Annotated in this window: 24 protein-coding genes, 1 tRNA gene and 1 riboswitch; of the genes, 12 read left to right on the top strand and 13 right to left on the bottom strand. The window is 50.6% G+C overall.

Going from position 1 to position 26,930, the window contains the following annotated elements:
• Positions 1–537: 537 nt before the first annotated feature.
• The 8 genes from O3C58_08735 to O3C58_08770 all read left to right on the top strand — a co-directional run bounded on the left by O3C58_08735 (position 538) and on the right by O3C58_08770 (position 10,880).
• A complete protein-coding gene (locus O3C58_08735) occupies positions 538–1,788 on the top strand; it encodes a beta-ketoacyl-[acyl-carrier-protein] synthase family protein (GenBank protein ID MDA0691939.1) in 1,251 nt (416 codons plus the stop codon).
• Between the two features lie 57 nt (positions 1,789–1,845).
• Positions 1,846–2,109: an acyl carrier protein gene (locus O3C58_08740; GenBank protein ID MDA0691940.1), complete on the top strand. Its 264-nt coding sequence runs from the start codon at positions 1,846–1,848 to the stop codon at positions 2,107–2,109.
• A gap of 160 nt (positions 2,110–2,269) precedes the next feature.
• Positions 2,270–3,667: an NAD(P)/FAD-dependent oxidoreductase gene (locus O3C58_08745; GenBank protein MDA0691941.1), complete on the top strand. Its 1,398-nt coding sequence runs from the start codon at positions 2,270–2,272 to the stop codon at positions 3,665–3,667.
• Positions 3,668–3,693: 26 nt separating this feature from the next.
• A complete protein-coding gene (locus tag O3C58_08750; protein MDA0691942.1) occupies positions 3,694–5,139 on the top strand; it encodes an FAD-dependent oxidoreductase in 1,446 nt (481 codons plus the stop codon).
• Between the two features lie 34 nt (positions 5,140–5,173).
• Complete coding sequence (gene fabG / locus O3C58_08755) at positions 5,174–5,917, top strand: 3-oxoacyl-ACP reductase FabG (protein ID MDA0691943.1); 744 nt, start codon at positions 5,174–5,176, stop codon at positions 5,915–5,917.
• A 4-nt stretch (positions 5,918–5,921) separates the two neighbouring features.
• Positions 5,922–6,347 carry a 3-hydroxyacyl-ACP dehydratase FabZ gene (fabZ, locus tag O3C58_08760; GenBank protein ID MDA0691944.1) on the top strand — a complete coding sequence of 142 codons (426 nt, stop codon included), beginning with the start codon at positions 5,922–5,924 and terminating at the stop codon, positions 6,345–6,347.
• A 376-nt stretch (positions 6,348–6,723) separates the two neighbouring features.
• A complete protein-coding gene (locus O3C58_08765) occupies positions 6,724–7,527 on the top strand; it encodes an SDR family oxidoreductase (protein ID MDA0691945.1) in 804 nt (267 codons plus the stop codon).
• A 611-nt stretch (positions 7,528–8,138) separates the two neighbouring features.
• A complete protein-coding gene (locus O3C58_08770; protein MDA0691946.1) occupies positions 8,139–10,880 on the top strand; it encodes a methyl-accepting chemotaxis protein in 2,742 nt (913 codons plus the stop codon).
• 432 nt (positions 10,881–11,312) lie between these two features.
• Here the strand turns inward: O3C58_08770 and pheS are convergent, their stop codons facing one another.
• The 10 genes from pheS to thiS form a co-directional block, all read right to left on the bottom strand.
• The gene (pheS, locus tag O3C58_08775; protein MDA0691947.1) at positions 11,313–12,329 is read right to left on the bottom strand and encodes a phenylalanine--tRNA ligase subunit alpha; all 1,017 of its coding nucleotides are present in this window, start codon (positions 12,327–12,329) and stop codon (positions 11,313–11,315) included.
• Positions 12,330–12,585: 256 nt separating this feature from the next.
• Positions 12,586–12,942, bottom strand: coding sequence for a 50S ribosomal protein L20 (rplT, locus tag O3C58_08780; protein ID MDA0691948.1), 357 nt, complete (start codon positions 12,940–12,942; stop codon positions 12,586–12,588).
• Between the two features lie 32 nt (positions 12,943–12,974).
• The gene (gene rpmI / locus O3C58_08785) at positions 12,975–13,169 is read right to left on the bottom strand and encodes a 50S ribosomal protein L35 (GenBank protein ID MDA0691949.1); all 195 of its coding nucleotides are present in this window, start codon (positions 13,167–13,169) and stop codon (positions 12,975–12,977) included.
• 45 nt (positions 13,170–13,214) lie between these two features.
• Positions 13,215–13,742: a translation initiation factor IF-3 gene (gene infC, locus O3C58_08790; GenBank protein ID MDA0691950.1), complete on the bottom strand. Its 528-nt coding sequence runs from the start codon at positions 13,740–13,742 to the stop codon at positions 13,215–13,217.
• Positions 13,743–13,768: 26 nt separating this feature from the next.
• On the bottom strand, positions 13,769–15,520 hold the full coding sequence (gene thrS, locus O3C58_08795) for a threonine--tRNA ligase (GenBank protein ID MDA0691951.1): 1,752 nt from the start codon (positions 15,518–15,520) through the stop codon (positions 13,769–13,771).
• 204 nt (positions 15,521–15,724) lie between these two features.
• A tRNA-Val gene (locus tag O3C58_08800) sits at positions 15,725–15,796 on the bottom strand.
• Positions 15,797–15,930: 134 nt separating this feature from the next.
• Positions 15,931–17,835: a phosphomethylpyrimidine synthase ThiC gene (thiC, locus tag O3C58_08805; GenBank protein ID MDA0691952.1), complete on the bottom strand. Its 1,905-nt coding sequence runs from the start codon at positions 17,833–17,835 to the stop codon at positions 15,931–15,933.
• 5 nt (positions 17,836–17,840) lie between these two features.
• Entirely contained in the window at positions 17,841–18,470 is a 630-nt protein-coding gene (gene thiE / locus O3C58_08810; protein MDA0691953.1) for a thiamine phosphate synthase, read from the bottom strand.
• Between the two features lie 202 nt (positions 18,471–18,672).
• Complete coding sequence (locus tag O3C58_08815) at positions 18,673–19,467, bottom strand: thiazole synthase (GenBank protein MDA0691954.1); 795 nt, start codon at positions 19,465–19,467, stop codon at positions 18,673–18,675.
• A gap of 38 nt (positions 19,468–19,505) precedes the next feature.
• Positions 19,506–19,733 (bottom strand): sulfur carrier protein ThiS, encoded by a 228-nt coding sequence (thiS, locus tag O3C58_08820; protein MDA0691955.1) that lies wholly within the window; start codon positions 19,731–19,733, stop codon positions 19,506–19,508.
• A 152-nt stretch (positions 19,734–19,885) separates the two neighbouring features.
• Positions 19,886–19,986, bottom strand: a riboswitch (TPP riboswitch).
• Between the two features lie 202 nt (positions 19,987–20,188).
• Between thiS and O3C58_08825 the strand changes: the two genes are divergently transcribed.
• The 3 genes from O3C58_08825 (at position 20,189) to O3C58_08835 (ending at position 23,298) form a co-directional block, all read left to right on the top strand.
• Complete coding sequence (locus tag O3C58_08825; GenBank protein MDA0691956.1) at positions 20,189–21,355, top strand: SH3 domain-containing protein; 1,167 nt, start codon at positions 20,189–20,191, stop codon at positions 21,353–21,355.
• 117 nt (positions 21,356–21,472) lie between these two features.
• A complete protein-coding gene (locus tag O3C58_08830; GenBank protein MDA0691957.1) occupies positions 21,473–22,441 on the top strand; it encodes a terpene cyclase/mutase family protein in 969 nt (322 codons plus the stop codon).
• A gap of 107 nt (positions 22,442–22,548) precedes the next feature.
• Positions 22,549–23,298 carry an NTP transferase domain-containing protein gene (locus O3C58_08835; protein MDA0691958.1) on the top strand — a complete coding sequence of 250 codons (750 nt, stop codon included), beginning with the start codon at positions 22,549–22,551 and terminating at the stop codon, positions 23,296–23,298.
• A gap of 46 nt (positions 23,299–23,344) precedes the next feature.
• On the opposite strand, the gene O3C58_08840 is transcribed toward O3C58_08835, so the two are convergent.
• Positions 23,345–23,707: a hypothetical protein gene (locus O3C58_08840; GenBank protein MDA0691959.1), complete on the bottom strand. Its 363-nt coding sequence runs from the start codon at positions 23,705–23,707 to the stop codon at positions 23,345–23,347.
• A gap of 343 nt (positions 23,708–24,050) precedes the next feature.
• Here O3C58_08840 and O3C58_08845 point away from each other — a divergent pair, with 343 nt between their 5' ends.
• Positions 24,051–24,743 (top strand): HAD-IA family hydrolase, encoded by a 693-nt coding sequence (locus tag O3C58_08845; protein ID MDA0691960.1) that lies wholly within the window; start codon positions 24,051–24,053, stop codon positions 24,741–24,743.
• Between the two features lie 13 nt (positions 24,744–24,756).
• Here the strand turns inward: O3C58_08845 and O3C58_08850 are convergent, their stop codons facing one another.
• Positions 24,757–25,266: a pentapeptide repeat-containing protein gene (locus O3C58_08850; protein MDA0691961.1), complete on the bottom strand. Its 510-nt coding sequence runs from the start codon at positions 25,264–25,266 to the stop codon at positions 24,757–24,759.
• A 124-nt stretch (positions 25,267–25,390) separates the two neighbouring features.
• Positions 25,391–26,890, bottom strand: a complete 1,500-nt coding sequence (locus O3C58_08855) for a glycosyltransferase 87 family protein (protein ID MDA0691962.1) — start codon at positions 26,888–26,890, stop codon at positions 25,391–25,393.
• Positions 26,891–26,930 lie beyond the last annotated feature (40 nt).

The raw sequence follows: 26,930 nt of genomic DNA on the forward strand, positions 1-26,930 counted from the left end.
GTTCTTTAGCAGGTTGCTGAAAAAGAGAAAAATCCGTCAGCGAGTTAAGTTTTACAGGTTTTTGCTTTTAAGTGGCACAGCCTTTCCAGGCTGTGCGCACAGGCTGGAAAGGCGGAATTAAATTCCGCACTTCCGCATAAACTTTAAGGATAGGTCGCCTGTGCTACTGGTTTTCTTAAATTAACAGTAAACTTGAAATTAACATTTTAAGGTCCCAAAAATAGTTTTTCAGCAACCTGCTAAGGCCATCTTAACCTTCGGCATACCCCTGCGGGGCATGAAGAAAAAGGTCGAATATCACAGGCTCAGGATGACATGGCTCACGCGCCTTCCCCTTCCAAGCCAACCTTTTGACTTTTCTTGCCAGCAATTTTGTGTTATAGTACTGGGCTTTCTGGTCAATTTTTATTAGGCACCATTGATGGACCGTCTGTATCGGAATGATTACAAGTTAACAGTTTAAATACTACGGTCGTTCACGACTTTATCCCGCCTCTGGATCTGGTTACGATAGGATCCATTTGAAATTATTTTGGAATGGAAAACCGGGTCAGCCCTGAACAACGCATCGTCATAACGGGAGTCGGGTTGACGGCTCCGAACGGCAATAACCTGAAGGATTTCAGGAAAAGTCTGCTGGAAGGAAAGTCAGGCGTCCGTAAGTTTGAAACCCGGTATATGGGCGAGGTTTTAGCCGGAGTTTGTGACTTTGATGAATTAAAGTATCAGAAAAAAAAGGCGTTACGGCGAGGAACCCGGGCCGGATCGGTTTCTATTTATTGCGCTCAGGAAGCGGTTCAGGATGCGGGCTGGGACTTTGAGAACATGGATCGGTCCCGTATCGGCGTCTATCTTGGCGTCACCGAGCATGGCAACGTCGAGACGGAAAATGAAGTTTATAACATCAGCCAGTACGATTACGATGTAAAATACTGGTCGCATCACCACAACCCGAGGACGGTGGCCAATAACCCGGCGGGGGAAGTGACCCTGAACATGAAGATCACAGGGCCGCATTACACGATCGGTGCGGCTTGTGCGGCTGGAAATATGGGCGTCATTCAGGGCTTGCAGATGTTGCGTCTGGGAGAAGTGGACCAGGCTTTAGCCGGTGGAATTTCAGAAAGTATTCATACATTTGGCATCTTCGCCAGTTTCGACAGCGAAGGGGCCTTGGCGAAGCATGAGGACCCCACAAAGGCGAGTCGGCCTTTTGATAAGGATCGAAACGGCATTGTCTGTTCCGAGGGGGGCTGTATCTATACTCTGGAACGGTTGCCGGACGCCCAAAAACGCGGGGCTAAAATCTATGGCGAGATCGTTGGTTATTCATGCAATTCCGACGCCCATGATTTTATTCTTCCAGAACCGATAAGGCAGGCGGAGTGCATCCGTCTGGCGCTGAAAAAAGCCGGACTGCAACCGGGGGATATAGACATTTTAAATGCCCACGCGACGGCGACGAAGCTTGGGGATATTCAGGAGTGCACCGCCCTCCGCGACGTGTTTGGTGGCGAAAAGAGTGTCTGGATCAACAACACCAAAAGCTTTATCGGTCACACGATGGGAGCGGCGGGAACTTTGGAGCTTGCAGGTAATCTGCCTGCGTTTGAGGATAACTGGGTGCATCCGACTATCAACCTCGATAACCTCGACCCGGATTGCGCTCTTGATAATATTGTGGCTAATCGACCGAAAAAGCTTGAAGTTGTGAACTATATAATGAACAATTCGTTTGGTATGTTTGGTATCAATTCCGTCCTGATCGTGAAACGGTTTCAGGGCTAGTTTGTTATTGAGTTTTTAAGTTTTTTTTCATAAAATCAAAAAATTTGGAGGAGCCGGATGACAGGAGAAGATGTCAGAGCAGCCATTATCGACATACTTGTTGATATTGCTCCTGATGAGGATGTCGATTCCATTAACGATCAGGATAATCTGAGGGACCAGATCGATCTGGATTCCATGGATTTTCTCGATATCGTCATGGAGCTCAGGAAGCGGTTTAATATCGAAGTCCCCGAGAAGGATTACGGTCACCTTGCAACGATGGCCAGCTGCGTCACTTACCTTCAACCTCTTTTGAAGGACCGACAGCTTGCTGGTTGAAATTGTTTCCTATTATTTCCCCCGCTGTTTTTCATAAAAATAATTCCACTTCCATTTATAATACGTTCCCCGGTTGCGTGTGCTCCGGGGAGGGCTTTTTCCTGTGCGGAGTCTCCGGCGGGACAGGGCTTTGCGATCCCAGACTTTCGTCTTTACTGCCATGAGTTATGATGTTCTGATCATAGGTTCCGGTCTGTCGGGGCTGGCGGCAGGAATTCGCCTGGCGCATTTCGACAAAAAGGTGTGCATTGTCGAAAAGCATATCGAGGTGGGCGGGTTGAATTCCTTTTATGTCCGTAAAAACCGCACCTTCGATGTCGGTCTGCACGCCATGACCAACTACTCCCCGAAAGGCGTTCGCAGCTCGCCGCTTGGAAAACTGCTCAAGCAACTGCGCTTTCGTCACGAAGATTTTCAGTTATGCCCGCAACAGGTGTCGGAAATCCGCTTTCCTGAAAAATCCCTGAGTTTCTCCAACGATTTCGAGTTTTTAAAGCAGGAGGTGGCGGACAAGTTTCCCGGTCAAATCGATGGGTTTTTGCGTCTGGTGCAAAAAATTGAGGAATTTGACGAGCTTTCGCTGGATGGCGACACGCAAACCTCGGCGCTTGCGGTATTGAACAGCTATATCACCGATCCCCTGCTGATCGATATGTTGTGCTGCCCGATCATGTATTACGGCAACGCCCGCGAGCGGGACATGGATTTTTATCAATTCGTCATCATGTTTAAAAGCATTTTCGTGGAAGGCTTTGCCAAGCCCTTAAAGGGAATGCGGTTTCTGCTTTCTCTGCTGGTGGAAAAATACAAGAAACTGGGCGGGGAATTGCGGTTGGGGGCGGAGGTGGAGTCGATTGATGCGGAAGATGGGCGGGTGCAGTCGGTGACTTTGAAGGGCGGAGAATGCCTGGCCGCCGATACGGTGATTTCTTCGATGGGGACGGTTGAAACGCTCAGGTGCTGTCAGCCTGCTCAGCCGATGGAGCAGGAATGGCCGGTGGGCCAGTTGTCTTTTATGGAATCCATTTTTGTGCTCGACCGGGAGCCCAAGGATCTTGGCTACGATAAAAGCATCGTTTTTTTCAATACGCAGACAAAGTTCGATTACCGGGTTCCTGATCAGTTGATCGATGTGACCAGCGGGGTGTTGTGCTGTCCCAATAACTTTGATTACCCCGAGCCGCTTTCCGAGGGCATGTTGCGGTTGACCAATCTCGCCAGCGCCCAATTGTGGAAAGCACCTGCGCGGACGGAATATGTCCAGCTCAAAAAGGAATGCCGGGCAAAGGCACTGGAGGCATTGCATACATTTTTCCCTGATTTTAGCGATTCTGTGGTATTTTTAGACACGTTTACGCCCCGGACGATCCAAAAATACACCGGTCATTTGAATGGGGCGGTGTATGGGTCGCCACGCAAAATAAAAAATGGAACCACGCCCGTAAAAAACCTGTTCATTTGCGGGACGGATCAAGGATTTCTGGGAATTGTCGGCGCCACATTGAGCGGCATTTCCATGGCAAACTTCCATGTTTTGCAACGAGCGGTTGAAACTTAACGACAACAAGTAACGAATAAAATCTTATGGCAAGAGATTGGTTGAAGGGCGCAAAATCGTTTTATGATGTGGTCGTCATCGGCAGCGGCCTGGCGGGAATGACGTCCGCCAACCTGCTGGCACGTTTGGGCCACTCGGTGCTTCTGGCGGAACACCATTACAACCTGGGAGGCATGGCCACCTGGTTCAAGCGTCGCGGCGGGCACGTTCTCGATATTTCCCTGCATGGCTTTCCCGTAGGCATGATCAAAACCTTCCGTAAATACTGGACCCGCGAAATGGCGGATTCGGTCATCCAGTTAAAAGGCGTTCATTTCGACAACCCTCAATTCGCCCTGAACACGACGTTCGATAAAGCCGATTTCACCCGGATTTTGCAGGAACATTTTGGCATCATGAAAGATGTGATCGACGATTTTTTCAAAACCGCTCGGGGGATGAATTTTTACGACGATCTGCTCATGACCACCGGCGAATTATTCGAAAAGTTTTTTCCCGGTCGCAAAGACGTGTGGCGTTTTCTCATGGAACCGATCACCTACGCCAACGGCTCCACCCTGGACGACCCGGCTTTGACCTATGGCATTGTGTTTTCCAATTTCATGGACAAGGGGGTTTTCACCTATAAAGGGGGGACGGACCAGCTCATCAAAAAAATGAAAAAAGAGCTGTTGAAAAACGGGGTGGACATTCGCAACCATTGCCTGGTCGAAAAAATTCATGTGGAAGACCAGACTGTTCAGGGAGTGAGGATCAACGGGCAAGACATTGCCTGTAAAACGGTGCTCTCCAACTCCAATTTGCTGACCACGGTCCACAGGCTGGTGGGAGACGAAAACTTCAAGCCTGAGTTCGTGGAAGAGGTCAAAAAAGTGCGCCTGAACAATTCCAGTTGCCAGGTGTATATGGGGATCAAAAAAGGCGAAAAAATCGACTACCTCGGTGACCTTCTTTTTTCCTCCGACGCGGATGAATACAACACCGAAAAGATTTTGAGCAAGGATGTCACCAGCCGGACATTTTCATTTTATTATCCCGAAATCAGGCCAGGCACCAACCGCTATTCCATCGTCGCATCGACCAATGCCCTGTATGACGACTGGGCCCATCTGGATGAAAAAACCTATCAGGTCGAAAAGAATCGCCTGATCGAAGTCACCCTGAACGCTCTTGAAAAATACATTCCCGATATCCGCAAAAAGATCGACCATGTCGAAGCGGCGACGCCGAAAACTTTCAAGCGCTACACGTTGCACCCGAGCGGAACTTCTTTCGGGACCAAATTTGAAGGGCTGAAAGTCAGCCGCGATCTGCCCCGGCAGATATCAGGACTGTTTCATTCCGGTTCGGTGGGGATCATCATGTCGGGCTGGCTGGGAGCCGCCAATTACGGCGTCATAGTCGCCAACGAGGTGGATAAATTTGTCCGCTCCGTTGATTCCAAAAAAGAACTGATTTCAGCTTCCGCTTGAACCGCAACCATCCTCAGTGTTAATAAGTCCATCCATGCAATTTGATTTCAAAGGTCAGACCGCCATTGTGGCGGGAGGAACGCGCGGCATCGGGCGAGCGGTTTCCGAGGCATTTCTGCAAGCGGGCGCGAAGGTCATCGCCACCTATCAAGCCAACGATACCGCCGCGCAGGAGTTTCAGGAGGCCAACGCAGAGTGTGCCGACCGTCTGGACCTCAGGAAATTCGACGTCACCGATTACCAGCAGGTCGAGGATTTTTTTCGCTATGTGGACGAAAATCACGGTCCCTTCCAGATTCTGGTCAACAGCTCCGGCATCCGCCGGGATTCGGTGGTCGGGTTGATGAAAGAAGAAGATTGGCGGCAGGTGATCGATACCAATTTGACGGGAACATTTAATGTCTGCAAACTGGCGGTGCAGAACCTCATGCGCAAGCGTTACGGCCGCATCATCCTGATCACCTCGCCGATCGGTAAATTCGGTTTTGCCGGGCAATCCAATTATGCCGCATCGAAAGCCGGGCAGGTGGCGTTCACCCGTTCGCTGTCAAAAGAAGTGGCCAGCCGCAAGATCACTGTCAATTGCGTTTCGCCCGGTTTTATTGACACCGACTTTATCGGCGACCTTTCAGAAGAACAGCGGAAAGCCTATGTCTCGCAAGTGCCTTTGAAACGATTTGGCTCGGCTGAGGAAGTCGCGCACTCCGTATTGTTTCTGGCCGCCCGAGAATCGTCTTATATTACCGGGGCGGTCAACGAGGTCACCGGCGGACTATAAAGCCATGCAAGATTTTCTTGAAATTATCCCGCACCGACCGCCCTTCCTGTTTGTGGATCGAGTCGTAACCGCCACGGACGCGTGCATCCAGACCCAGAAAGATGTGAAAGCGGATGAACCCTTTTTCGAGGGGCATTACCCCGGCAGGCCCATCATGCCCGGCGTGTTGATCCTGGAATCGGTGTTTCAGACGGGAGCCATCCTCATGGGCAAACGCATGCAGGATCTTAACAACCGCATTCCTGTGGTCACGCGGGTGAATCAGGTCAAGTTCAAACACGCCGTTTTCCCGGGGGATGTGATGGAAATCGAGGTGAAACTGAAGGAATGGGTGGAACCCGCCTGTTTCCTGTCGGGCCGGGTAAAGGTAAAGGACAAAACGGTGGCAACTCTTGATTTCGCCGTCATGCTGGTGGAGGAAGTCAAATGAGTTTTAAAAGTCGGCAACTAAAGCGTTTTCAGTGTCTGGCATCGCCAACGGGAAGAGACCTTCGCGTAAGTCGAGCGTCTTCAAGCAGATTACCGCTGAGCCTACCCCATACGTCATCGCGAGCCGCAAAGCGGCGCGGCGATCCAGGGCCTCTGGATTGCTTCGTCGCCGTTGGCTTCTCGCAAAGACGACTTAAGCAAAGCTCTCTTTTAAAAGGGGGGGTCGGTTGCTCCCCCTTCACCGAAGTGCCCGTGCCGGGTATGAGAGCTAATGTTAAATACCACAGGGGCCGAGGGGATTTATACGCTCCCTGGGCAAACGGGGATGGCCGCCCTCATCCAAAGTTCTCCAACAAAAAGAGCGAGGCCCGCCACAAATGAGTTTTTTGGACCTTAAAGGCAAGACCTTTCTGGTGTTCGGCGTCGCTAATAAAAAGAGCGTGGCCTATCACATCGGCAAAACTTTAGCCGAGGAAGGGGCCGATGTGCTTTACAGCGTGCGCTCCGAGGCCCGCAAACAATCCGTCGGCAAACTCCTGGGTGACGCGCCGGTGTATGTGTGCGATGTCGAAAATAAGGAAGATATCGACCGTCTGCGGCAAGAAGTGGCCAAAGACCGGAAAACTTTACACGGAATGGTCCATTCCATCGCTTTCGCCAATTACGCAGGCGGCAACAAGCCCTTTCATGAAACGGAAAAAGCCGATTTCCTGCAATCCATCGACATCACCTGTTTTTCCCTGATTGGGCTTGCCAACGCCTTCAAGGACGTTCTGCATAAAAACGCCTCGGTGGTGACGGTGTCCATCTCCACCACCCGCATGGCCGCCGAGAATTATGGCTATATGGCCCCCGCCAAGGCCGCCCTCGACTCCTCCCTGTGTTTTCTGGCGAAATCGTTCAGCGCCTTTTCCAATATCCGCTTCAACTCGGTCAATGCCGGCCTGCTCAAGACCTCCGCCTCGGCGGGGATTCCCGGTTACGTCGATTCCTATCTTTATGCGGAACAGCTCACCCTGCGCAAAAAAGCCCTGACCACCCCGGAGGTGGCCAATACAGCCGTGTTTCTGCTCAGCGAGCGGTCGAGCGGCGTCAACGCCCAGGGGATCGTCCTCGACTGTGGCATGTCCATCAACTATTTCGACCGCGTCATGGTGAAAAAAGCCATGAAACCCGAATAACGGAATTTCCTACTCCCCTTCATTTTTTTCTTAAAAGCTCACATTTGCATAATAGTGTGCGCCCCTCATCCCAGCCTTCTCCGATGCGCTCAATGCCCATGCCAAAGGGAACCCCGTCCATTTCTTCTCCGAATCGTAGTTCACGGACTTAAACACCGCAGAGTCCACCTCTTCGGTGCGCGATATTTTTTTTACAATTAAATTTTTTTGTTGTCATTTGAAAAATAACGGGTTACAGTGATATGTATTTTACACTTACTGTTAAAGCTAATATGGTTTGTTGTATGACACTGTTGGTGCTGGGGGGAGAGGGAAACAGTAGGAATTAAGATCCATCCACATTCCCCTCCTTTGCAAGGAGAACTTTGCGTAAGTCGAGAATCTTCATGGAGTTTGCCCTGAGACTATTCTATACGTCATCGCGAGCCGCAAAGCGGCGCGGCGATCCAGGTGTTCTGGATTGCTTCACTTCGTTCGCAATGACGGGTTTTGCAAAGGTCTCCTTTGCAGGGAGGGGTTAGGGGAGGTTATAAAAAAACTACCTTTAAATACCCCGCCCCTTGGGGCGGGGATCATTTATTATTCCAGGTTGAATTTATGGGGAGAAAGCGATGAAATTTTGGACAAATATGAGTTTGAAGTGGAAGCAGATCATCCTTTATTTGCTGATCGGCATGCTTCCGCTGGGCGTGGTCATGGTTATTAATAATATTTCTTTCAAAGAGATAAGGAATCTGAATGCCAGTAACCTGCAAGGCATCGCAGAAAACATCGCCGATAAAATCGACCGTAATCTCTTCGAGCGTTACGGGGATGTTCAGGCCTTCGGTTTGAACGCGGTTCTGCAGAACCGGGAGCACTGGTACAAGGCGGACAGCCCGATTGTGACGGCCATGAACAGTTATGTGGACACTTATGATATTTATTCCCTGACGCTTCTGGTGGATCTGGAAGGCAACGTCATCGCCGTCAACAGCAAGGACCAGGACGGCAAGGGAATTTCGACAGGTAATTTATTAGGCCGCAATTTCGGCCAGGCTCAGTGGTTTCAGGATGTGATACAGAAAAAGTTTTATACCAGCCAGGCGGGCAATGTCGGCGGGGACAGCAGCTTTACGGGAACGGTGATCACGCCGGTGCATGTGGATCAGGACGTTAAAGGCGCTTATCCGGGCGACGAAGGGCTCACCCTGAATTTTTCCGCTCCGGTTTACGATGCGGATGGAAAAGTGATTGCCGTCTGGAACAATTACGCCAAGTATTCTCTGGTCGAGGATATCGTTGTGTCGGCGTATCAGAAATTGAAACAAAGCGGGCTTGCCAATGTCGAGCTGACCCTGCTCAACGGCGCCGGTCAGGTGATTCTGGATTTTGACCCGGCCTACGGAAACGGCTCGGAAAATGGCGTCAAGCGGGATTTGAATGTTTTATTCAAGCTGAACCTGGCGGAAAAAGGGGTTTCCGCCGCCGTCAAAGCGGCCAGCAACAAGGAATCCGGGTTTGAGTACGCAACGCATGCACGCAAGAAAATCGTGCAGGCGGCGGGGTTTGCGCACTTCGAAGGCTCCATGGGGTTTCCGGGCATGAACTGGTCGGTGCTGGCCAGGTCGCCGGATGAATTGGTGAACGCACCGATCATAGCGATCGAAAACAAACTCTTTATGATTGCGTCAGTATGTTTTGGCCTGATCGCGATGTTCGGTTTCTGGAGCGCACGGGCTTTAACAATGCCGATTGTTGCCTTGACCACCGGCCTTGAGAACTTTGCCGCCGGCAACCTGAGAAATATGCAGGATATGGCGGTGCGGTCCAAAGATGAGATCGGGCGTCTGTCGGAAGCTTTTAACGGTTTGTTTTCGGGCGTCAAGATTTTTCTGAAGAGCGCGGACGAACTGCTGAAAGGGAGAATCCCGGCGTCGGACAAATTCGGCCTGCAGGGTGAGTTCGAAGATAACTTGAAGGGCATGTATAGGCAGGCGACGGAGAAGCAAAAAGCCGATGCGGAGACCTCTCGTATCAGTCAGATCGTAGAAAGCATGTCCACCAACATCATGTACGCGGACAAAGATTTTAAAATTCAGTATATTAATCCTGCGTCCGCCAGAACGTTTAAACAGATAGAAAATTTGTTGCCGGTGAAAGCCGATCAGGTTTTGGGACAGTCGATCGATATATTCCATAAGAATCCGGCGCATCAGAGACAGTTTCTGGGGAATCCCAAGAACCTGCCGCATCAAGTTCAAATTCAGTTGGGGCCGGAGATTCTTGATCTCAATGTGGCGGCTATTAACGATCAAAAGGGAGAACTCATTGGCTACATGGCCGGTTGGTCTATAGTTACCCAACTGGTACAAAACGCCAATAACGCCAAGGAAGCGGCGGCTCGGGAACAGAAACAGGCTGATGAGTTGCGGACCAAGGTGGACAGCATGCTGGAGGTGGTGTCTGCGGCGGCGGAAGGCGATTTGACCCAGGCCGTCACAGTCAAGGGCCAAGACGCCATCGGCCGGATGGGTGAAGGTTTATCGGCGTTTATGCAGAAGATGCGCACCAATATGCAGGCGATCGGCCACAATGCGGAAACGCTGGCATCGTCATCTGAGGAATTGACGGCAGTGAGCCAGCAGATGGCAGGGAACGCGGAAGAAACTTCGGCGCAGTCTGGCGTGGTGTCAGCGGCCTCCGAGCAGGTCAGTAAAAACGTGCAGACGGTTTCCACCGGAGCCGAGGAAATGAGTGCCAGCATCAAGGAGATCGCGCAAAACTCCAGCGAGGCGGCAAGAATCGCTACTGAGGCGGTAAAAATCGCGCAAACCACAAATGCCACCATCAGTAAACTGGGGGTGAGTTCGGCGGAGATCGGTCAGGTGGTGAAGGTGATCACGTCCATCGCGGAACAGACCAATTTGCTGGCGCTGAACGCCACGATCGAGGCGGCGCGGGCGGGTGAAGCGGGCAAAGGCTTTGCGGTGGTGGCCAACGAGGTGAAGGACCTGGCCAACCAGACGGCCAGGGCGACGGAGGAGATCAGCGGCAAGATCGGCGCCATCCAGACCGACACGGCAAATTCAATCACAGCGATCGCTGAGATAACCGAGGTCATCAACAGGATCAGCGATATCTCCAACACCATTGCCAGCGCGGTTGAGGAACAGACGGCGACCACGGCGGAGATCGGTCGTAATGTGGCCGAAGCCGCGAAAGGAACCGCAGAGATCGCGCAGAACATCACAGGCGTCGCTCAGGCGGCGCAAAGCACGACCCAGGGCGCAGTCGATACGCAGGCCGCATCTGCTGAGCTTTCTAAAATGGCGGCGGAACTGCAAAGCCTGGTGGGTCAGTTCAAAGTGTAAAAAAGACCAGTAAAAGAGGGATTTGAAGAAGGGGAACGAGGCTCAAATGCTCGTTCCCTTTTTTTTATGATGACCAGGTTTAGTAGCACAGGCTTTCCAGCCTGTGTGAAAAGTCTATGTGTATGCACAGGCTGGAAAGCCTGTGCTACTGCTTCTAGTTTTTAGTGGGTGCCTGGGTCGTTATCGAGGTTTCCTAAAATTGCTTCAGGAACCGCAAAGCAAGAAGGATCAAAAAAGGGGGAACGGGGCCAAAAAGCCCGTTCCCTTTTTTTATGACCAGCGTGCCGCTGGACTCAATATTTAGCGCGATGGGTTTTCAGTCTCACAGGTTTTCAGTAGCACAGCCTTTCCAGGCTGTGCGCACAGGCAAGAAAGCCTGTGCTACTACTTTTGGTTTCTGATTGGGTCTTGAAGTAATATTCAGAAGTTTTCTTAAAATTGCTTCAGGAACCGCAGGTCGTTTTCAAAAAACAGGCGGATGTCATTGATCCCGTATTTGAGCATGGCGATGCGCTCAATGCCCATGCCGAAGGCAAACCCCGTCCATTTCTCGGAATCGTAGTTCACGGACTTAAACACCGCCGGGTCCACCATCCCCGCCCCCATGATCTCCAGCCACCCGGACTGGGAACAGACCCGACAGCCTTTGCCGGAACACATGACGCACTGAATATCCACCTCGGCGCTGGGACAGGTGAAGGGAAAAAAGCTGGGCCGGAAGCGGATTTTGGTTTGTTTGCCAAATACCTGATGCAGGAATATGTTGATTATGCCCTTGAGATGGCTGAAGGAAATATTTTCGTCGATCATCAACCCCTCGATTTGATGGAACATCGGGGTGTGTGAGACATCCGAATCGCAACGGTAAACTTTTCCAGGGGCGATAATGCGCAAAGGGGGCTTCTGCTTTTCCATGACGTGGATCTGCACGGGCGAGGTATGGGTTCTTAGAACGAGATCATCTTCAATGTAGAAAGTGTCCTGCATATCCCGTGCGGGATGGTCTTTGGGAATATTCAAGGCTTCGAAATTATAATAATCGGATTCGATTTCGGGGCCTTCCTCCACCTGGAACCCCAGACTGAAAAAAATGGAGGTGATTTCCTCCAACATCTGCGAAATGGGGTGGATGGAGCCGGTAATTTCTTTCCTTCCAGGCAAGCTGGGGTCGAACCCTTTCAGGACGTCAGGAATTCCCTGAATTTTGGTTCCCAGCGCGTGGGCTTTTTCCTCCAGGGCCTGTTCGATATGTACTTTGAATCCGTTGATATATTTGCCAAGCAGGGGTTTTTCTTCTGCCGACACAGACCGCAGGTCTTTCATTATCTCAGAGACGCATCCCTTTTTTCCGAGAAAATCGATGCGAATCTGTTTTAGATGATCTGAGGAAGAGCACCCTTTGAGTTTGTCATCGAAGTCCTGACGGTGCTGTTGGATTTTTTCGATCATAGCGGCCAGCCTGGGGCTGGAACAAATATTAACGTTCTATGGATTTATGGCTGAATATGTTCTACCCAATGCCAAACTTTTCGCCGGGACTCGTGAGCGATGCGAGCATTAGCCCAACGTATCCTCCCCGCTTAGCGGGGTCAGAGTGTCGCTGGTCCCAATATCAACGTGCGATGGGTTTGAGGAAGTAAAAATTTCCCTTTTACCCTGAGGCTCGCCTGGGCGTGGATGCAAATTCCCCCTCGCGGGAGCGAGGTCAAGCCAGCTGCGCCTGGGCGGTTTTTGTCAAGGTCTGAAAGGCATCCTGGTTGTGGATGGCAAGATCGGAGAGAACTTTACGGTCAAGTTCAATATTGGCGAGCTTCAGTCCGTGCATGAACTTGCTGTAGGTCAATCCGTTTGCTCTCACTGCGGCATTGATGCGAGCGATCCACAGGCGTCGAAATTCACGTTTGCGAACTTTCCGATCCCGATAGGCATAACACAGCCCTTTTTCAACGGATTCTCTAGCCTTTCGATAAGCCTTGCTTCGTACACTCCGGTACCCGGAGGCTAAATCAAGTATTTTTTTTCGTCTTTTTCTTGAAACGGTTCCATTTACTGCGCGAGGCATTCACTCTCTCCTATATATTGTTTAGCGATCCCCTAGTAGGGAATCAAGACTTTAATGCGTTTAGCATCTCCAGGGGACAAGATCCTGGATTTTCTTAAATTTCGTTTCGTCTTGGTACTTTTGCTGGTCAGGATGTGGCTGGCACCGGCGTGGTTCCCCTTGATTTTCCCTGTACCGGTTTTCCTGAAACGCTTGGCGGCGCCTTTGTTGGTTTTCATTTTTGGCATGGATAGTCTCTCGATTGATATCTGTTCAAAAAATTTGTTTTGCCGTCACTGGCCTTTCTTCTTGCCTTTTGGCGCAAGGATCACAATCAGTGTCCGGCCTTCCTGCTTGGCGGCGGTCTCGACCGCTGCAATTTCATCGGTTGCGGCAATGACCCGGTTGAGCAATTTTACGCCGTTTTCGCGATGAACGATTTCTCGGCCTTTAAAAAATATAACCACTTTGGCCTTGTCTCCCGCTTCAATGAAACGAAAAACGTGCTTCAGCTTGAAATCAAAATCATGCTGGTCGGTATTGGGCCTGAATTTAACTTCCTTCAGGTGGACGATCTTTTGGTTCTTCTTGGCTTCGTGCGCTTTTTTACTCTGACGGTATTTGAATTTCCCGAAATCCATGATGCGGCAAACGGGGGGCTTGGCCTGAGGCGCTACTTCAACAAGATCCAGATTCTGTTCCATTGCCATACTGATCGCTTCTTCGGTGAGGAATACTCCCATCTGCTCTCCGTCGTCACTGATGACACTGACTTCTTTAACTCGAATCATTTTATTGATGCGTTGCTTATTGTCGTTAATTAAGGGTCCTCCTCATAAAAAGGTGTTTATAAGCAATCGATGGTTTTGTCTCGTACATTGGTTCTTATTTCTTCGAGAAAGGCGTCTATGTCCATCGTTCGAGTTTCCTTGGCCCGGCGCTTCCTGACGGCAAGCGTCAGGGTCTCGACTTCCTTTTCACCCAAAACAATCATATATGGGATCTTCTGTAACTGGGCTTCCCTGATTTTGAACCCAATCTTTTCATTACGCAAGTCTTTTTCTACCCGGATCTCTTCCTTTTCGAGGAGTCGGGTCAACTCTTCTACATAAGGAAGCTGGTTATCGGTGATCGGAAGCAGGATGACCTGGGTCGGCGCGAGCCATAAAGGAAAAGCGCCGGCATAATGCTCAATCAGGCATCCGAAAAAACGCTCCAGGGAGCCCATCAGGGCGCGATGGATCATGATCGGCTGCTGACGCTGACCATTTTCCTCAATATAACTGATGTTGAACCGCTGGGGAAGGTTAAAATCGACCTGCACGGTCGAAACCTGCCAGTAACGGTTCAAGCTGTCCTTGATTTTGATGTCGATTTTGGGACCATAAAACACGCCTTCCCCAGGATCGATTTCATAGGCAAGATCGGATTTCTCCAAGGCCGCTTTCAGGGCATGGGTGGCTTTTTCCCAATCTTCCTGCTCGCCGACGAATTTTTCCGGCTGGGTGCTGAGATAGACTTTGTACTCTTCAAACCCGAAGGACTTGAGAACGAATAGAATCAGATCCAGCACCTTGACGATTTCTTCTTCAAGCTGGCTGGGACGGCAAAACAGATGCGCGTCGTCCTGGGTGAAGCCGCGAACCCGCAAAAGACCATGCAGAACGCCGGAACGCTCATAGCGGTAAACCGTGCCAAATTCCCCGAAACGGATGGGAAGGTCGCGGTAGCTACGCAGGTGGCTCTGAAAAATTTGAATATGAAACGGGCAGTTCATGGGTTTCATCACATATTCCTTGCCCTCGATATCCATGGGCGAGAATATGTTTTCTTTATAGAAAGCCATGTGTCCGCTGGTTTTCCATAAGTCCACTTTGGCGGCGTGCGGGCTGTAAACCATCTCATAGCCGTTTTTATAGTGCTCTTTTTTCCAGAAGTCTTCGATCAGGCCGCGGATTCTCGCGCCCTTGGGATGCCACAGGATCAGCCCCGGTCCGATTTCATCGGTCACTGAATACAAATCCAGTTCTTTTCCGAGTTTGCGGTGGTCGCGTTTCTTGGCTTCTTCCAGTCGATTCAGGTATTGGCGAAGTTCTTTATCATTATGCCAGGCGGTCCCGTAGATTCTCTGCAACACGGGGTTGCGCTCATCCCCACGCCAGTAGGAGGCGGAGGTGTGCAACAGCTTGAACGATTTTAAATCTTTGGTGGAGCCGACGTGCGGGCCACGGCAAAGGTCCGTGAACTCCCCTTGCGTGTAAACCGACAAGGCTTGATCGGAATCGATGTCGTCGATGATCTCTTTCTTGAAAGATTCACCCAGCGAGTCGAACATCTTGAGCGCATCGGCTCGCGGGAGTTCCTGGCGGACGATTTCGAGATCTTTTGCTACAATTTCCTTCATCAAGGCTTCTATTTTTTCCAGATCTTCCGGCACAAACGGTTGTTCCCGGGAAAAGTCATAATAGAACCCGTCTTCAATCACGGGGCCGATCGTCACTTTAGTTTCGGGATACAACTGCTTCACAGCCTGCGCCATCAAATGGGCGGCACTGTGGCGGATGGTTTCCAGATCGTAATTTTCAGTTGTCTTGCTCATTTTTACTTTCCGTGGTTCTCCGGTTTACACTATTGTTCCTGATCGGCAATGTACCGGCACATTGCCTGCTTGACACCAACCGCTGGGTTGTAAGGGATATCCTTTAAGGGAAGGAGAAACTTAAAGCTTTGCAAAAACGCACTTTATACTGTCCTGATCGTGCGCTTGAGCGGAGGTTTCTATTTACCCTGGGGAATCGAAAAATAGGCGCGGGCGGTTTCGAACCGCCGACCCCTTGCATGTCAAGCAAGTACTCTACCCCTGAGCTACGCGCCTGAATTCGTTATGGTTGCCTATTTTAGAGGGAAACCGCCATTTGTCAAGCAGAGTCCCACTGCTGGTAAAGTTTTGCCGCTGATTATTGCCGTAAAACCCCTAAACAACCCTTGAATTTATTGCCTATTCTTTAATCAAGACGGTTGGCTATAAATTTCGCTTCCCCTGTCTTTAAACGTTTTTGACATCTCTTTCATGCCCTCTTCAAGGGCTTTTTCCTCTTCAAGTCCCTTTTTCTGGGCGTAATCCCGGACATCCTGAGTGATTTTCATGGAACAGAAATGCGGGCCGCACATCGAGCAGAAATGCGCCACCTTGGCGGATTCCGAGGGCATGGTTTCATCGTGATACGCCCGCGCCCGTTCCGGGTCGAGGGACAGGTTGAACTGATCCTCCCAGCGGAACTCAAAACGCGCCTTGCTCAAGGCGTCGTCCCGCACCCGGGCTCCCGGATGGCCCTTGGCCACATCGGCGGCGTGGGCGGCAATTTTGTAAGTGATAACCCCTTCTTTCACGTCGTCGCGGTTGGGAAGCCCCAGATGCTCCTTGGGGGTCACGTAACAGAGCATGGCGCATCCGAACCAGCCGATCATGGCGGCGCCGATGCCGCTGGTGAAGTGGTCGTAGCCCGGAGCGATGTCGGTGGTTAAAGGGCCTAAGGTGTAAAAAGGCGCTTCATGACATTCCTTGAGCTGTTTTTCCATGTTTTCCTTGATCAGGTGCATGGGCACATGGCCGGGGCCTTCGATCATGGTCTGGACTTCATATTTCCAGGCGACTTTGGTGAGTTCCCCCAGCGTTTCCAACTCGGCAAACTGGCCTTCGTCATTGGCGTCGGCGCTGGAGCCGGGACGCAGGCCGTCTCCCAAAGAGAAGCTGACGTCATAAGCCTGCATGATTTCGCAGATATCTTCAAAATGGGTGTAGAGGAAATTTTCCTTGTGATGCGCCAGACACCATTTGGCCATGATGGCGCCGCCGCGGGAAACGATGCCCGTGACCCGTTTTGCGGTCATGGGGACATAAGACAAGAGCACGCCGGCATGAATGGTGAAATAGTCCACCCCTTGTTCCGCCTGCTCGATGAGAGTGTCGCGGTAGATCTCCCAGGTCAGCTCCTCCGCCTTGCCTTCAACTTTTTCCAATGCCTGATAAATCGGCACGGTGCCGATGGGTACGGATGAATTGCGAATGATCCACTCCCTCGTATCGTGAATATTTTTTCCGGTGGAGAGGTCCATCACCGTGTCTGCGCCCCAGCGGGTGGCCCAGACCATTTTTTCCACTTCCTCCTCGATGGAGGAGGTGACGGCGGAATTGCCGATGTTGGCGTTGATTTTCACCAGAAAATTTCTGCCGATGATGATCGGCTCGATTTCAGGATGATTGATATTGACCGGGATGATGGCGCGTCCCAGGGCAATCTCGTCGCGGACAAACTCGGGGGTGATTTCATCGGGGATGCTGGCTCCAAAGGAATTGCCTCGGAGGCGGTGTTCCCGGTTGGCGTCCTGATCCAGTTCGACGCGCCGCTGGTTTTCACGGATGGCGATATACTCCATCTCAGGAGTAATGATGCCTTTTCGGGCATAATGCATCTGGCTCACATTTTTACCGGGTTTGGCACGCAGAATCTGCATTCCTTCGCGGTTGAACTGCTGGGTGATTTCGGTTTGCTCAGGACGCTTGTGACCATTGTCAACCGGAAGGACGGCTCGACCTTCGTAGGCTTCGACATCTCCCCGGTCTGAAATCCATTTAGCTCGAATAGGCGCAAGCCCTTTGTGGGGGTCGATTTTTACATTGGGGTCGGTGTAAGGCCCGGAGGTGTCGTAGACGAGAATGGAACCATTGGACGCGGCACCGTTGCCGCCATTCCCCGAATGGGGCGCGCTATCCGTTAACGTTATTTCCCTGAAGGGAACGCGGATGTCCTTGTGTATGGAGCCTGCGACATATATTTTTTTGGAATTGGGGGACAGGGGGTGCGTGGTCAATTGATTGAGCCGGCTGCCATTGCTGGGTGTATTGTCGGTCATGTTGTTTATCTCCTTCCGAAGAATTTCATATATTCAAAGGATTCTTGTTTTATATCGGGACCGTTCCAGATGCCAGAGATTAAGGCGACTCCGAAGGCTCCTTGATCCAGAACGGGTGGGACTCGGTCTTTACTAATTCCTCCCAATGCGAGAACAGGAATTTTAATTTCCCGGCAGACTTCCTGCAATCGGTCCAGCCCCTGGGGCGGACCGAACTCCTTCTTGGAAGGCGTTTCGTATATCGGGCTGAAGGTTATGAAGTCAGCTCCTCCCAATTCTGCCTGGCGCGCGCTTTCCAGGGAGTGCGTGGATACGCCGATCAGCAGGTTGGGGAAATTCTTTCGAACTTTTTCCACGGGAGCGCTGGCTTCTGTAAGATGTACGCCTTCAGCGCCCGTTTGATGGGCGATGTCCGCCCGTTCATTTATAAATAACTTTGCGCCGTACTTTTCCGTCGCTAACTTAACTTTTTGGGCCAATTTTAAAAGTTCCTCGGTGCTGAGGTCTTTTTCCCGTAATTGCACGGCCCGAACACCGCCTTCAAGGGCTAGTTCCAGACAGGGCAAAAAATCGTGCTCCGAAAAACAGGAGCGCTGGGTGATCAGGTACACTTTGAGATCATCCAGAGGATGCATTGTCTTTGCCCGTGCTAACGATGCAATTTCTTTGATTTGGTTTGCCTCATTAGAATCTCCCCGGCCCCCAACTCAAAACTAAAAATAGTAGCACAGGCTTTCCAGCCTGTGCATTCACATAGACTTTTCACACAGGCTGGAAAGCCTGTGCTACTGAAAACCTGTAGGGCTGACGATTACTTCTGCCTTCATGCCTTGCTGGTTAAATATCTATCAACCCTTCCAACGGACTGCTGGCGGATGCGTATAATTTTTTAGGAATCCTGCCCGCTTCAAAAGCCAGCCTGCCGCTCTCGACCGCCATTTTCATGGCCAAAGCCATTTTTAACGGGTCACGGGCTCCGGCGATGGCGGAGTTCATCAACAAGCCGGTCACACCCAGTTCCATGGCCAGGCTGGCGTCGGATGCGGTGCCGACACCGGCGTCTATAATTACGGGTACCTTGACCGCTTCCAGAATCAGCCTGATGTTGTAAGGGTTGCGAATGCCTAAGCCAGAGCCGATCGGCGCGGCCAGAGGCATGACGGCGACACAGCCCAGGTCTTCGAGTTTTTTGCACAATACGACATCGTCCGTACAATAGGGCAATACCTGAAACCCGTCCTTGACCAGCAACCGGGAGGCTTCGAGCGTGGCCTCGTTGTCGGGGAATAAGGTTTTTTCATCGCCGATGACTTCCACTTTGACGAAATTGCCCAACCCGGCTTCCCGGGCCAGCTGACAGGTCATGACCGCTTCCTTCACGGAATAGCAACCGGCGGTGTTCGGTAGAAATATGTATTTTTTGGGATCGAGGTGGTTGAGCAGCGATTCCTTGGTGGTGTCCAGCTCGATGCGGCGGACGGCTACGGTCACGATTTCGGCGCCGGAAATTTCAATCGCTCGACGAGTTTCTTCAAAGGAAGCGTATTTCCCCGTGCCGACGATCAATCGTGACGTCAGGGTTTTATCGCCAATTTTAAAACTGTTCTTTTCTGCGGCGACTGTATTTTCCATGGGAAATGATGTTCCTCCCAAACGTGTTTTTAATCGGGTTAAACTCCGCCGCCAACTGCGTGGACGATCTCTATGGTATCGCCCTCTTGAACGGCGGTGGTCGGGTACTGCGATCTGGGAACGACCTGATGATTGACGGCCACGGCGATGTTGGGAGCTACAATTTTCAGCTCTTCTACCAGTTCGGTCACGGTATTACTGGAATGAATTTCCCGTTCTTCACCGTTAATCGTCAGCTTCACCGAGATTCCCCATTTTAACTTCATTAAACAAAATCCAGCTTTCTCCATTACGTATGAAAGTAGAACTGAATCTTTCTGGTGTGTTGTTTGGGTAAGATTTCTGCGGGAGGGACCGATAAAACAAAACTGCAACCCGATCATCGGGATTGCAGTCTGAAGAAATGGCAGCACATCTGAATAAGATAGCTTCACTTCCCTTCGCTGGCATAATCCAGATCAGGTTCCAAGGGTCATCCTTACGGAAATCTCAGTTGGTGCAACACCCCTAGTGAAGTGACTAGCATTCGATAGTTTTACTTTTATGTCAAGAGTTATTGACGGAATTTTAAAAAAGAGTGATAATTCAAACTATGACTATGAATTTAAAAACGTTAAGCAGATTTTGTGTTATTGGACTCCTGGTGTGCATTCAGGCGTGCGCCAGCAATCCTCTCGGTTACTTTTCTGAAAAACCTTATTTTACGGCCCCGCAGGGACAAATGACAAGAGAGGACCGGGAGCTTTTTGACCGGGCCTTGTTCCGGCAGGAGAACAACAGGAGTGCGGCGGCGATCAAGGTGTGGAAACAATTCCTGCAGAAATATCCGCGTTCTTTTGAGGCTCACAATAACCTGGGCCTGGTTTATTTTGGAGACGATCAAGTGGGCCCGTCCATTGTCGAATTTGAAACCGCCCTGTCGCTGGAGCCAAACGACGAGAAAATCAAAAATAATCTGGTCCGGGTGCTCATGTTCAAGTCCACCCTCCTTAATGAAGCCAGGGATTACAACGGCGCGGTCGATACCCTGAAACAGGCGCAGGAACTTTCTTCACCGGAGCAGAAGGAGAAAATCGGTTTTATTATTGAGAAGTTTGAAGATAAAGTTTTCGAGCAAGCCAAACAATCCAACACGTTGCAAGCTTACGAAGGTTTCCTCAAACGTTTTCCAAACAGCGGGAAAAAAGCCGATGAAGCGCGGACGAAAATAGCAGGACTGAAGCCAATAAGTTCTGAAGTGAGTGAAACTGCGCTGGATGGCATGCAAACGGAAGATTCTTCACCAGCCGTTTCGCCGGGTGGTACAGAGATTCCGGACAGTGATCCCGCGCCTGCAATGGCGAAGACAGGTGATGAGGACATGGAGAAAGATATTTCCGGGGCTGAAAGCTCGATCCTGGAAAGTGCGGACAAAGGGCACATGGATGAAGTTGGCTCCCCCATGAAAGAAGGGGCCGGGAAAATCATGGAAACAGCCGAAAAAGCTGAGGAACGGCCTTTGATTGAAAGTCTGGATGAGGGAATTGTTCCCGAGCAACCGCAAGAAGTTGTGCGCAGTGTCGATCGTCCTATAGAAATCGCCACGCAACCGGAGCCCAAACCCTCCACCGGCACCGATCTTTTCCCCGCTCAAGAGCCGCCGGAAGTTGCCAATCTGTTTGACTCTCTTGAAGGGAGCCAGCCGCCGAAAAAGATCGTGGAGATCGTCACTCGCAATGATCCGCTCAGAGTCAGGGAAGAACCTTCCTCGAACTCCAGGGTTCTTGGTACCGTGGATAAGGGTTCGCAGTTCCCCTTTGTCAGAGAACAGAATGGATGGTATAAGGTTCAATTTTCCTCGGGCCAAATGGGTTGGGTTTCAAAAAAATTCTCGCGGCTGATGGAATAACTCTCCAGGTTGGGCGATCTAACCTGAAATATTGAGGCAGGCTTGCCCTTGCGATTTTCCAAATCCGATTTGCTCCGGGAAAACTTTGAATAGGGTTGAGTAAAAACCAGTCTCATCATGACCACGATTGCGCAGGAAGAACTCGATCAATTGATTGCCAATGAATGGCAATATCTGGACTCCAAAAAAGGCGAATGGAGCCTCCTGGAAGGTGAGCAGGACATGGAGGTTTTGGAACATATTCTAAGATGTATTCTGCACTTGGGAAGCACACGGACATTCGGAAACGATTTCCGGGAATGCGTGAAGGTACAAAACCCGGATGGCGGCTGGTCTAAAGTGTCTCATGCCAACCAGACCTCGATGTGGATCACGACGTTTGTGGCCTTGAAACTTTGCCGGGGCAACCTCATTTTGCAGGACCCTGAGATCGAGGCTGCCATTCAACGGGCGCTGGAATACGTGCTGTCCACTCAGGAAGCGGACGGGCATTGGAACGACCCTGAATGGTCGCACCTGGATACCACCTGCTCGGTGACTTGTTTTCTAACCATCTATCAGGTCACGCATGACAGGCAGAGTGAAGAAAGGATTAACAAGGCGAGAATCGGCGGCTTTGAGTTTGTCAAGAACTGGCAACAGGACTCCGGGTTATGGAAGGATAACACCTTTCATCCTGCCGGCATTGAAACCACCGCTCATCTGATGCAATACACCCTCGTGCCAGCGTATTTTATGGATGGAATTGATTACGCCGAAAAACTTTGCATGGATGTCGCCGACTCGCTGGCAGGAGAACAAGCGGCCAATGGCTCCTGGGACCAGGAAAACATGGATCACACGATGGATGCCTGCCGCAATCTGATGCTGGTTGCCGATACGTTTGGCAAGCGTGAAAAATTCACGCCCTTCATTGCAAAAGGCGTTCGCTGGCTCATCGACGAAAAAAACGACCAGGGCTGGGGCGACTTTCCAGAAGAACCCAGTAACGTGGAACGCACGGCGGACGGTCTGGACACGCTGCTTAAGTTCAGAAGATTTTGTTCCGGCGACCCTATGTCGCATTTCTGGGCCTACAGTAAATAGACGGGTTGCGCGAACGGAGGGAAGTTTCCCTTTGGCCGGTTTAAATATTTTTTCACTTCTGATCCAGGCATTGTCATTTCTTCCTGGAGATCAATACCAGTCAACTTATGGAAGCAATTATTCTTTTAGCCGGATACGGGTCGCGCCTGAACCGGCAGGACATTCCCCACAAAGCGTTATTGCCTTTCAGCGGCGGCACTCTTCTTTCCCGCCACCTTTCCTGTTTGCAGGAACTGGGAATCGAACGCACGCACCTGATTCTGGGGCACAACAAAGAGAAGGTTGAGAGCTATGTTCGGGGCTTACAGCTCGAGTTGCCCATCGAATTCATCGATAACAAGGTTTATCGAACCACCGGAAACACGCTTTCGATGGTAATGGGGCTCAGGCAATGCTCAGGTGATGTCCTCATTCTGGATGGAGATGTTCTTTACCCGCGGCGGATTTTAATCGATTATGTGCGGGCGTCAGGCCCGACTTCTTTCGCGTTGACTCCCGGAGAAATTGATGACGAAGAATCATCGAAGGCGTTGTTGAAGGCATCCGGGGACATTCATGCGTTTATCACCAAACGGCATTTCACCGAGGAAGAGAAAAACGGATTTGCGTTTGGCGGGGAAGCGATCGGGTTTTTTAAACTCTCAGCAGTCAACGTGAATCGATTTGTGGATTTGTACGAGCAACACGAAGCCGAGTACGAGAAAGTTCTCTGGGAAATCCCGTTCACCGAATTTGCTCGTGACGTGGACCTTGCGGCCTGGAGCACGACCCAGCCGGGTTGTTTTGAAATCGACACGCAGGAAGAGTACGAACACGCTCTTGATTATTTCGGGCGCCATCGCGATATTTACGGTTGATGGAACGATTGCGCTACTGAACGGGGTGGGACTCGGAATCTTTCCCTCAGAAGGCATAGCCCAGAGAGAGAATCCAATTGACGTCGTTTTTCCTCACGCCGGTTCCGGGGTTGCTGTTAATGAGGGCATAGCCTCTGCCTGACGGGGATTTCACTTTGATTTGACCGGGGGTGGAGGGCAGAAACCGTCCTTTGATGGTTTTGCCGTTGTTGAGAACAATTTTGGCGGGCTTTGCGGTAAGGATCTTTTTGATCTCGGAAGTTTGTATTTGAATGGTTTCGGAATAACCCGTTGCCAGCGTCAGGACACCGCCCTTCATTGTTTGTACGGTTCCCTGGAAACGGTCTCCGTTTTTCATTAGGATTTTATCGGCGGAGGCCTCTGTCGTGAAAAGCAGTACGATCAGCACACCCCCCACCATTGGATTTTCCTCCCTTTCACTTGCAGAGACTTTTCAACCACCTTTTGAACGGGTATTTTAATTATCTGGCAAACCTTGAGCAGGAAGAACCTCGGCAGTTCTATATTGAAATGAATCCGCAATCTGGGATGTTGTTTCATTTAACGTATCAAACTTCAGGGCAAGGATAAAATTGAAATTTGTATTGGTTGACAAAAAGTTGAAGGATAGTGATAAAAATTTTTTAATGCGGTTGTAAATTTTTAAAGACCTCCATTCTCATGTCAGGCATCCTATAAGCCACGGGTAGGTTGTGTGGACGGCAGTGGAATTTTTGCAGGAAGGGGTTTGGATGTTAACCAAATACAAGGCGGTGTTTTTCGACGTTGGCGGGACTCTGCTGCGCGTGCATCCATCGGTCGGGGAAGTTTATACCCGGCATGCCCGGAGCTACGGGTTTTCCGGTGACGCGGCAGATGTGGACAAGCAATTCCGTCTGCAATGGAACGCGATGGGCGGCATTGAATCGCTGGGTCGGCAAAGTGGAATGACGATAGAGAAAAAATTCTGGCGGGATCTTGTATTTCAAGTGTTCGAACATTTTGGCGGTTTGCAGGATTTTGAAAATTATTTCGAGCAGATCTACGATGTGTTCCGGAAAAAGGACTGCTGGCGGGTTTATGAAGATGTTTTAGAGTCGGGCATTCTGGAAAAATTAAAGCGCCGAGGGGTTATTTTGGGAGTCGTTTCGAACTGGGATTCACGACTTCAAGACACTCTGGATGATATCGGGCTGGCCCGGCATTTCGATTTTATCCTCGCGTCAACGGTGGTGGGGTCGGCCAAACCGGATCAAAAGATATTCGCTGAGGCGTTAAAATTGAGCGGAGTCCGCGCGGAGGAAGCCTGCCACATCGGCGACGAACCGCTGACGGACATCAAGGGGGCAAGGCTCGCGGGAGTGGATGGGATTCTCATCGACCGGACCGGGCGGCATGCAGATTTCCCGGCTCTAAAAGTGAGTTCTTTTCTGGAGATGGTTTGACCGGGGTTTGTCTTTATGGCTTGTAACCGATGACTCCGTCCAGTTTGGCTTTTGAGAAAGTGGCTTTGACGGTTTTGGCCTGGGTCAGGTCGGCGTTGGTCAGGTCGGCTCCAAAAAATGAAGCGGCTTCCAGGTTGGCTCCCTGCAGGTTGGCGCCTGCAAGATTGGCAAAAGTCAAACTCGCCTCCGTGAGGTTTGCCCTGAAGAATTTTGCCGAAGTCAAGGTCGCCCGGCTGAGAGAAGCATTGAGCAGGTTAGAATTGCTGAAGTCGGTATTTTCCAGTTTGGCTTCGTTAAAATTGGCGCTGTTTAAATCGGCTTCCCTGAAACTGGACCCGGAGAGATAGGCATTTTCAAATTTGGTTTTTACCAGAGCGGTTTTATTGAAATTGCCTTTTACGCAGGTCACCCCACTGAAATCCAACCCGGAAAGATCGAGACCGGATAAGTCAATGTCTATCAAATGAGGCCGGGTGTCCTCTTTCAACATTGCTTTTATTTTGGCGACGGTAATGTTTGCCATGGACTGCCTTTCTTGTTTGCGTTCTTCCTGCGGTTCAAGATTTATCCAGGGTTCTTTATGCAGATGCCAATATAGTTTTTAAGTCAAATTTTGACAATTCCTATAAACTTTAGGGGGTCGCCTTTTATTTCGTGGCTGTCAGGGGTTCTTCTATTTCTCGGGTCCGGTTTTTCCAAAGCTCAAACGCGAGATAAATATAAAACGGGGTGTATTCCAGCCAGGGAATCCATGAGGAATATTGCGGGATGTCCTGATAATCGAAGTAAAAATCAAGGTAGTAGAGTCCCGCCAGTCCGGTCAAGAGAATCCAGGACCGTAAGGGAAACAGGCAGATGAAAGGGATCACCCAGGAAAGGTACCACGGGTTTTGTACTGGACTGAGCAGAAATACCAGGCTCATGAGAACAAAAATATCGCGCATCAGCTCGGCTTTTGATTTCTGCAAAAACCCCTTTCTGACCCCCAGGTAGATGACGGCGCCGATGAGGATCGCCGCAACGGTGATTTTGCTTAAAAACGTCGGCAGGTCGTTGGAAAAAAAAGTTTCCTCCACGCGATTCATTCCCAGAACGTCTGCAAAAAAATAAACCAGCAGGGAAAACAGGCTGTCGTTGCTTTGCCAGTAGATGGAAAATGTTTTCAGACCTTCGAAGGTTTTTAGACCCGAATCGATGAATGGCAGGTAGCATAAGATCACCCCTCCGCCAAACACCAGAAGCAGGAAAAGCGGCGCTTTCCAAATGGGGGCGTTGTTCTGTTTGCTGGTGATTGCGGCCTGTTGCAGGAACAGGGGCAGGAGGATGATGGGGTACAGCTTGACCAGAAAACTGAACGCCAATAATATTTGGGCCAGCAGATGACGATGAACGATCAGGTAATAGACGGCGGCGCACAAAAAAGCGACTCCAAGCACATCCAGATGGGTGGAGTTGAACGTTTCCTTGATGAGTAGCGGCGACCAGAAGTAAATCAGGCAAAGGTTGCGGTTTTTGCCGAGAGCCGCAAGGATTTTGATGATGAAAAAAAGAGCGATCAGATCAAAAAGCAAAAAGGTCAACCGCATGGCTAAAATGCTATCTGGCTGGATGCTGGCGACGGCGCGGAAAATAAACTGCGCCATGGGCGGATAGATCGTGGGAACGTCCGGATGGTTGACCCGTTCCAGGGTTCTCAAGGCTTTTTCGTTTTGCCATTTCAGGCCGTTGAGAAGATCAAGGTTCTTTTGGCTTTCAAGGTCGTATCGTTTCTCGAAATTTTCAGGGTCCTGGATTTTAAAAGACAGGTAATCGTCAGTTTCCTCCGGCGCGTATTTATAGGGGTTGATGCCGTTGGCAAACACTTTGCCGTCCCACAGGTAGCGGTAAACGTCATCTTCCTGAATCTGGTTTGCCGGCAGGATGCCCACCCGAAACAGAAGACCCAAGACGATGATGACCCAAAGAGCAGAAGATGAGGAGTCGGTTTTCTGAATCACCCTCCTGCAGGCAAAAGCGTAGAGCCCGAACAGAGCGAAATAAATTGCCAGGTAGGTGAGAATGGGCCGGTCCGCATATCCGCCCCCCCAGTTGAACTGCCGGGAGAGCGCGGTCAGGCAGGCGTACAAAACCAGACTGGGTATTCCCAAGGTAAGTAACTGACGGTGAGAGCGCATAGGGCTGAAACGT

It is taken from the genome of Nitrospinota bacterium (assembly GCA_027619975.1).
In the GTDB taxonomy this organism is placed as follows: domain Bacteria; phylum Nitrospinota; class Nitrospinia; order Nitrospinales; family VA-1; genus JADFGI01.

Bases quoted from the DNA above. Each gene is read 5' to 3' on its own strand.
- rplT (MDA0691948.1), bottom strand. From the start codon at position 12,942: ATGCCTCGCGCAGTAAATGGAACCGTTTCAAGAAAAAGACGAAAAAAA.
- thiS (MDA0691955.1), bottom strand. From the start codon at position 19,733: ATGAAGTTAAAATGGGGAATCTCGGTGAAGCTGACGATTAACGGTGAA.
- O3C58_08770 (MDA0691946.1), top strand. From the start codon at position 8,139: ATGAAATTTTGGACAAATATGAGTTTGAAGTGGAAGCAGATCATCCTT.
- O3C58_08745 (MDA0691941.1), top strand. From the start codon at position 2,270: ATGAGTTATGATGTTCTGATCATAGGTTCCGGTCTGTCGGGGCTGGCG.
- pheS (MDA0691947.1), bottom strand. From the start codon at position 12,329: ATGATCGAAAAAATCCAACAGCACCGTCAGGACTTCGATGACAAACTC.
- thrS (MDA0691951.1), bottom strand. From the start codon at position 15,520: ATGAGCAAGACAACTGAAAATTACGATCTGGAAACCATCCGCCACAGT.
- rpmI (MDA0691949.1), bottom strand. From the start codon at position 13,169: ATGCCAAAAATGAAAACCAACAAAGGCGCCGCCAAGCGTTTCAGGAAA.
- O3C58_08740 (MDA0691940.1), top strand. From the start codon at position 1,846: ATGACAGGAGAAGATGTCAGAGCAGCCATTATCGACATACTTGTTGAT.
- O3C58_08735 (MDA0691939.1), top strand. From the start codon at position 538: ATGGAAAACCGGGTCAGCCCTGAACAACGCATCGTCATAACGGGAGTC.
- fabG (MDA0691943.1), top strand. From the start codon at position 5,174: ATGCAATTTGATTTCAAAGGTCAGACCGCCATTGTGGCGGGAGGAACG.
- O3C58_08750 (MDA0691942.1), top strand. From the start codon at position 3,694: ATGGCAAGAGATTGGTTGAAGGGCGCAAAATCGTTTTATGATGTGGTC.
- O3C58_08830 (MDA0691957.1), top strand. From the start codon at position 21,473: ATGACCACGATTGCGCAGGAAGAACTCGATCAATTGATTGCCAATGAA.
- O3C58_08845 (MDA0691960.1), top strand. From the start codon at position 24,051: ATGTTAACCAAATACAAGGCGGTGTTTTTCGACGTTGGCGGGACTCTG.
- thiE (MDA0691953.1), bottom strand. From the start codon at position 18,470: ATGCATCCTCTGGATGATCTCAAAGTGTACCTGATCACCCAGCGCTCC.
- O3C58_08825 (MDA0691956.1), top strand. From the start codon at position 20,189: ATGACAAGAGAGGACCGGGAGCTTTTTGACCGGGCCTTGTTCCGGCAG.
- O3C58_08835 (MDA0691958.1), top strand. From the start codon at position 22,549: ATGGAAGCAATTATTCTTTTAGCCGGATACGGGTCGCGCCTGAACCGG.
- thiC (MDA0691952.1), bottom strand. From the start codon at position 17,835: ATGACCGACAATACACCCAGCAATGGCAGCCGGCTCAATCAATTGACC.
- fabZ (MDA0691944.1), top strand. From the start codon at position 5,922: ATGCAAGATTTTCTTGAAATTATCCCGCACCGACCGCCCTTCCTGTTT.
- O3C58_08765 (MDA0691945.1), top strand. From the start codon at position 6,724: ATGAGTTTTTTGGACCTTAAAGGCAAGACCTTTCTGGTGTTCGGCGTC.
- O3C58_08850 (MDA0691961.1), bottom strand. From the start codon at position 25,266: ATGGCAAACATTACCGTCGCCAAAATAAAAGCAATGTTGAAAGAGGAC.
- O3C58_08815 (MDA0691954.1), bottom strand. From the start codon at position 19,467: ATGGAAAATACAGTCGCCGCAGAAAAGAACAGTTTTAAAATTGGCGAT.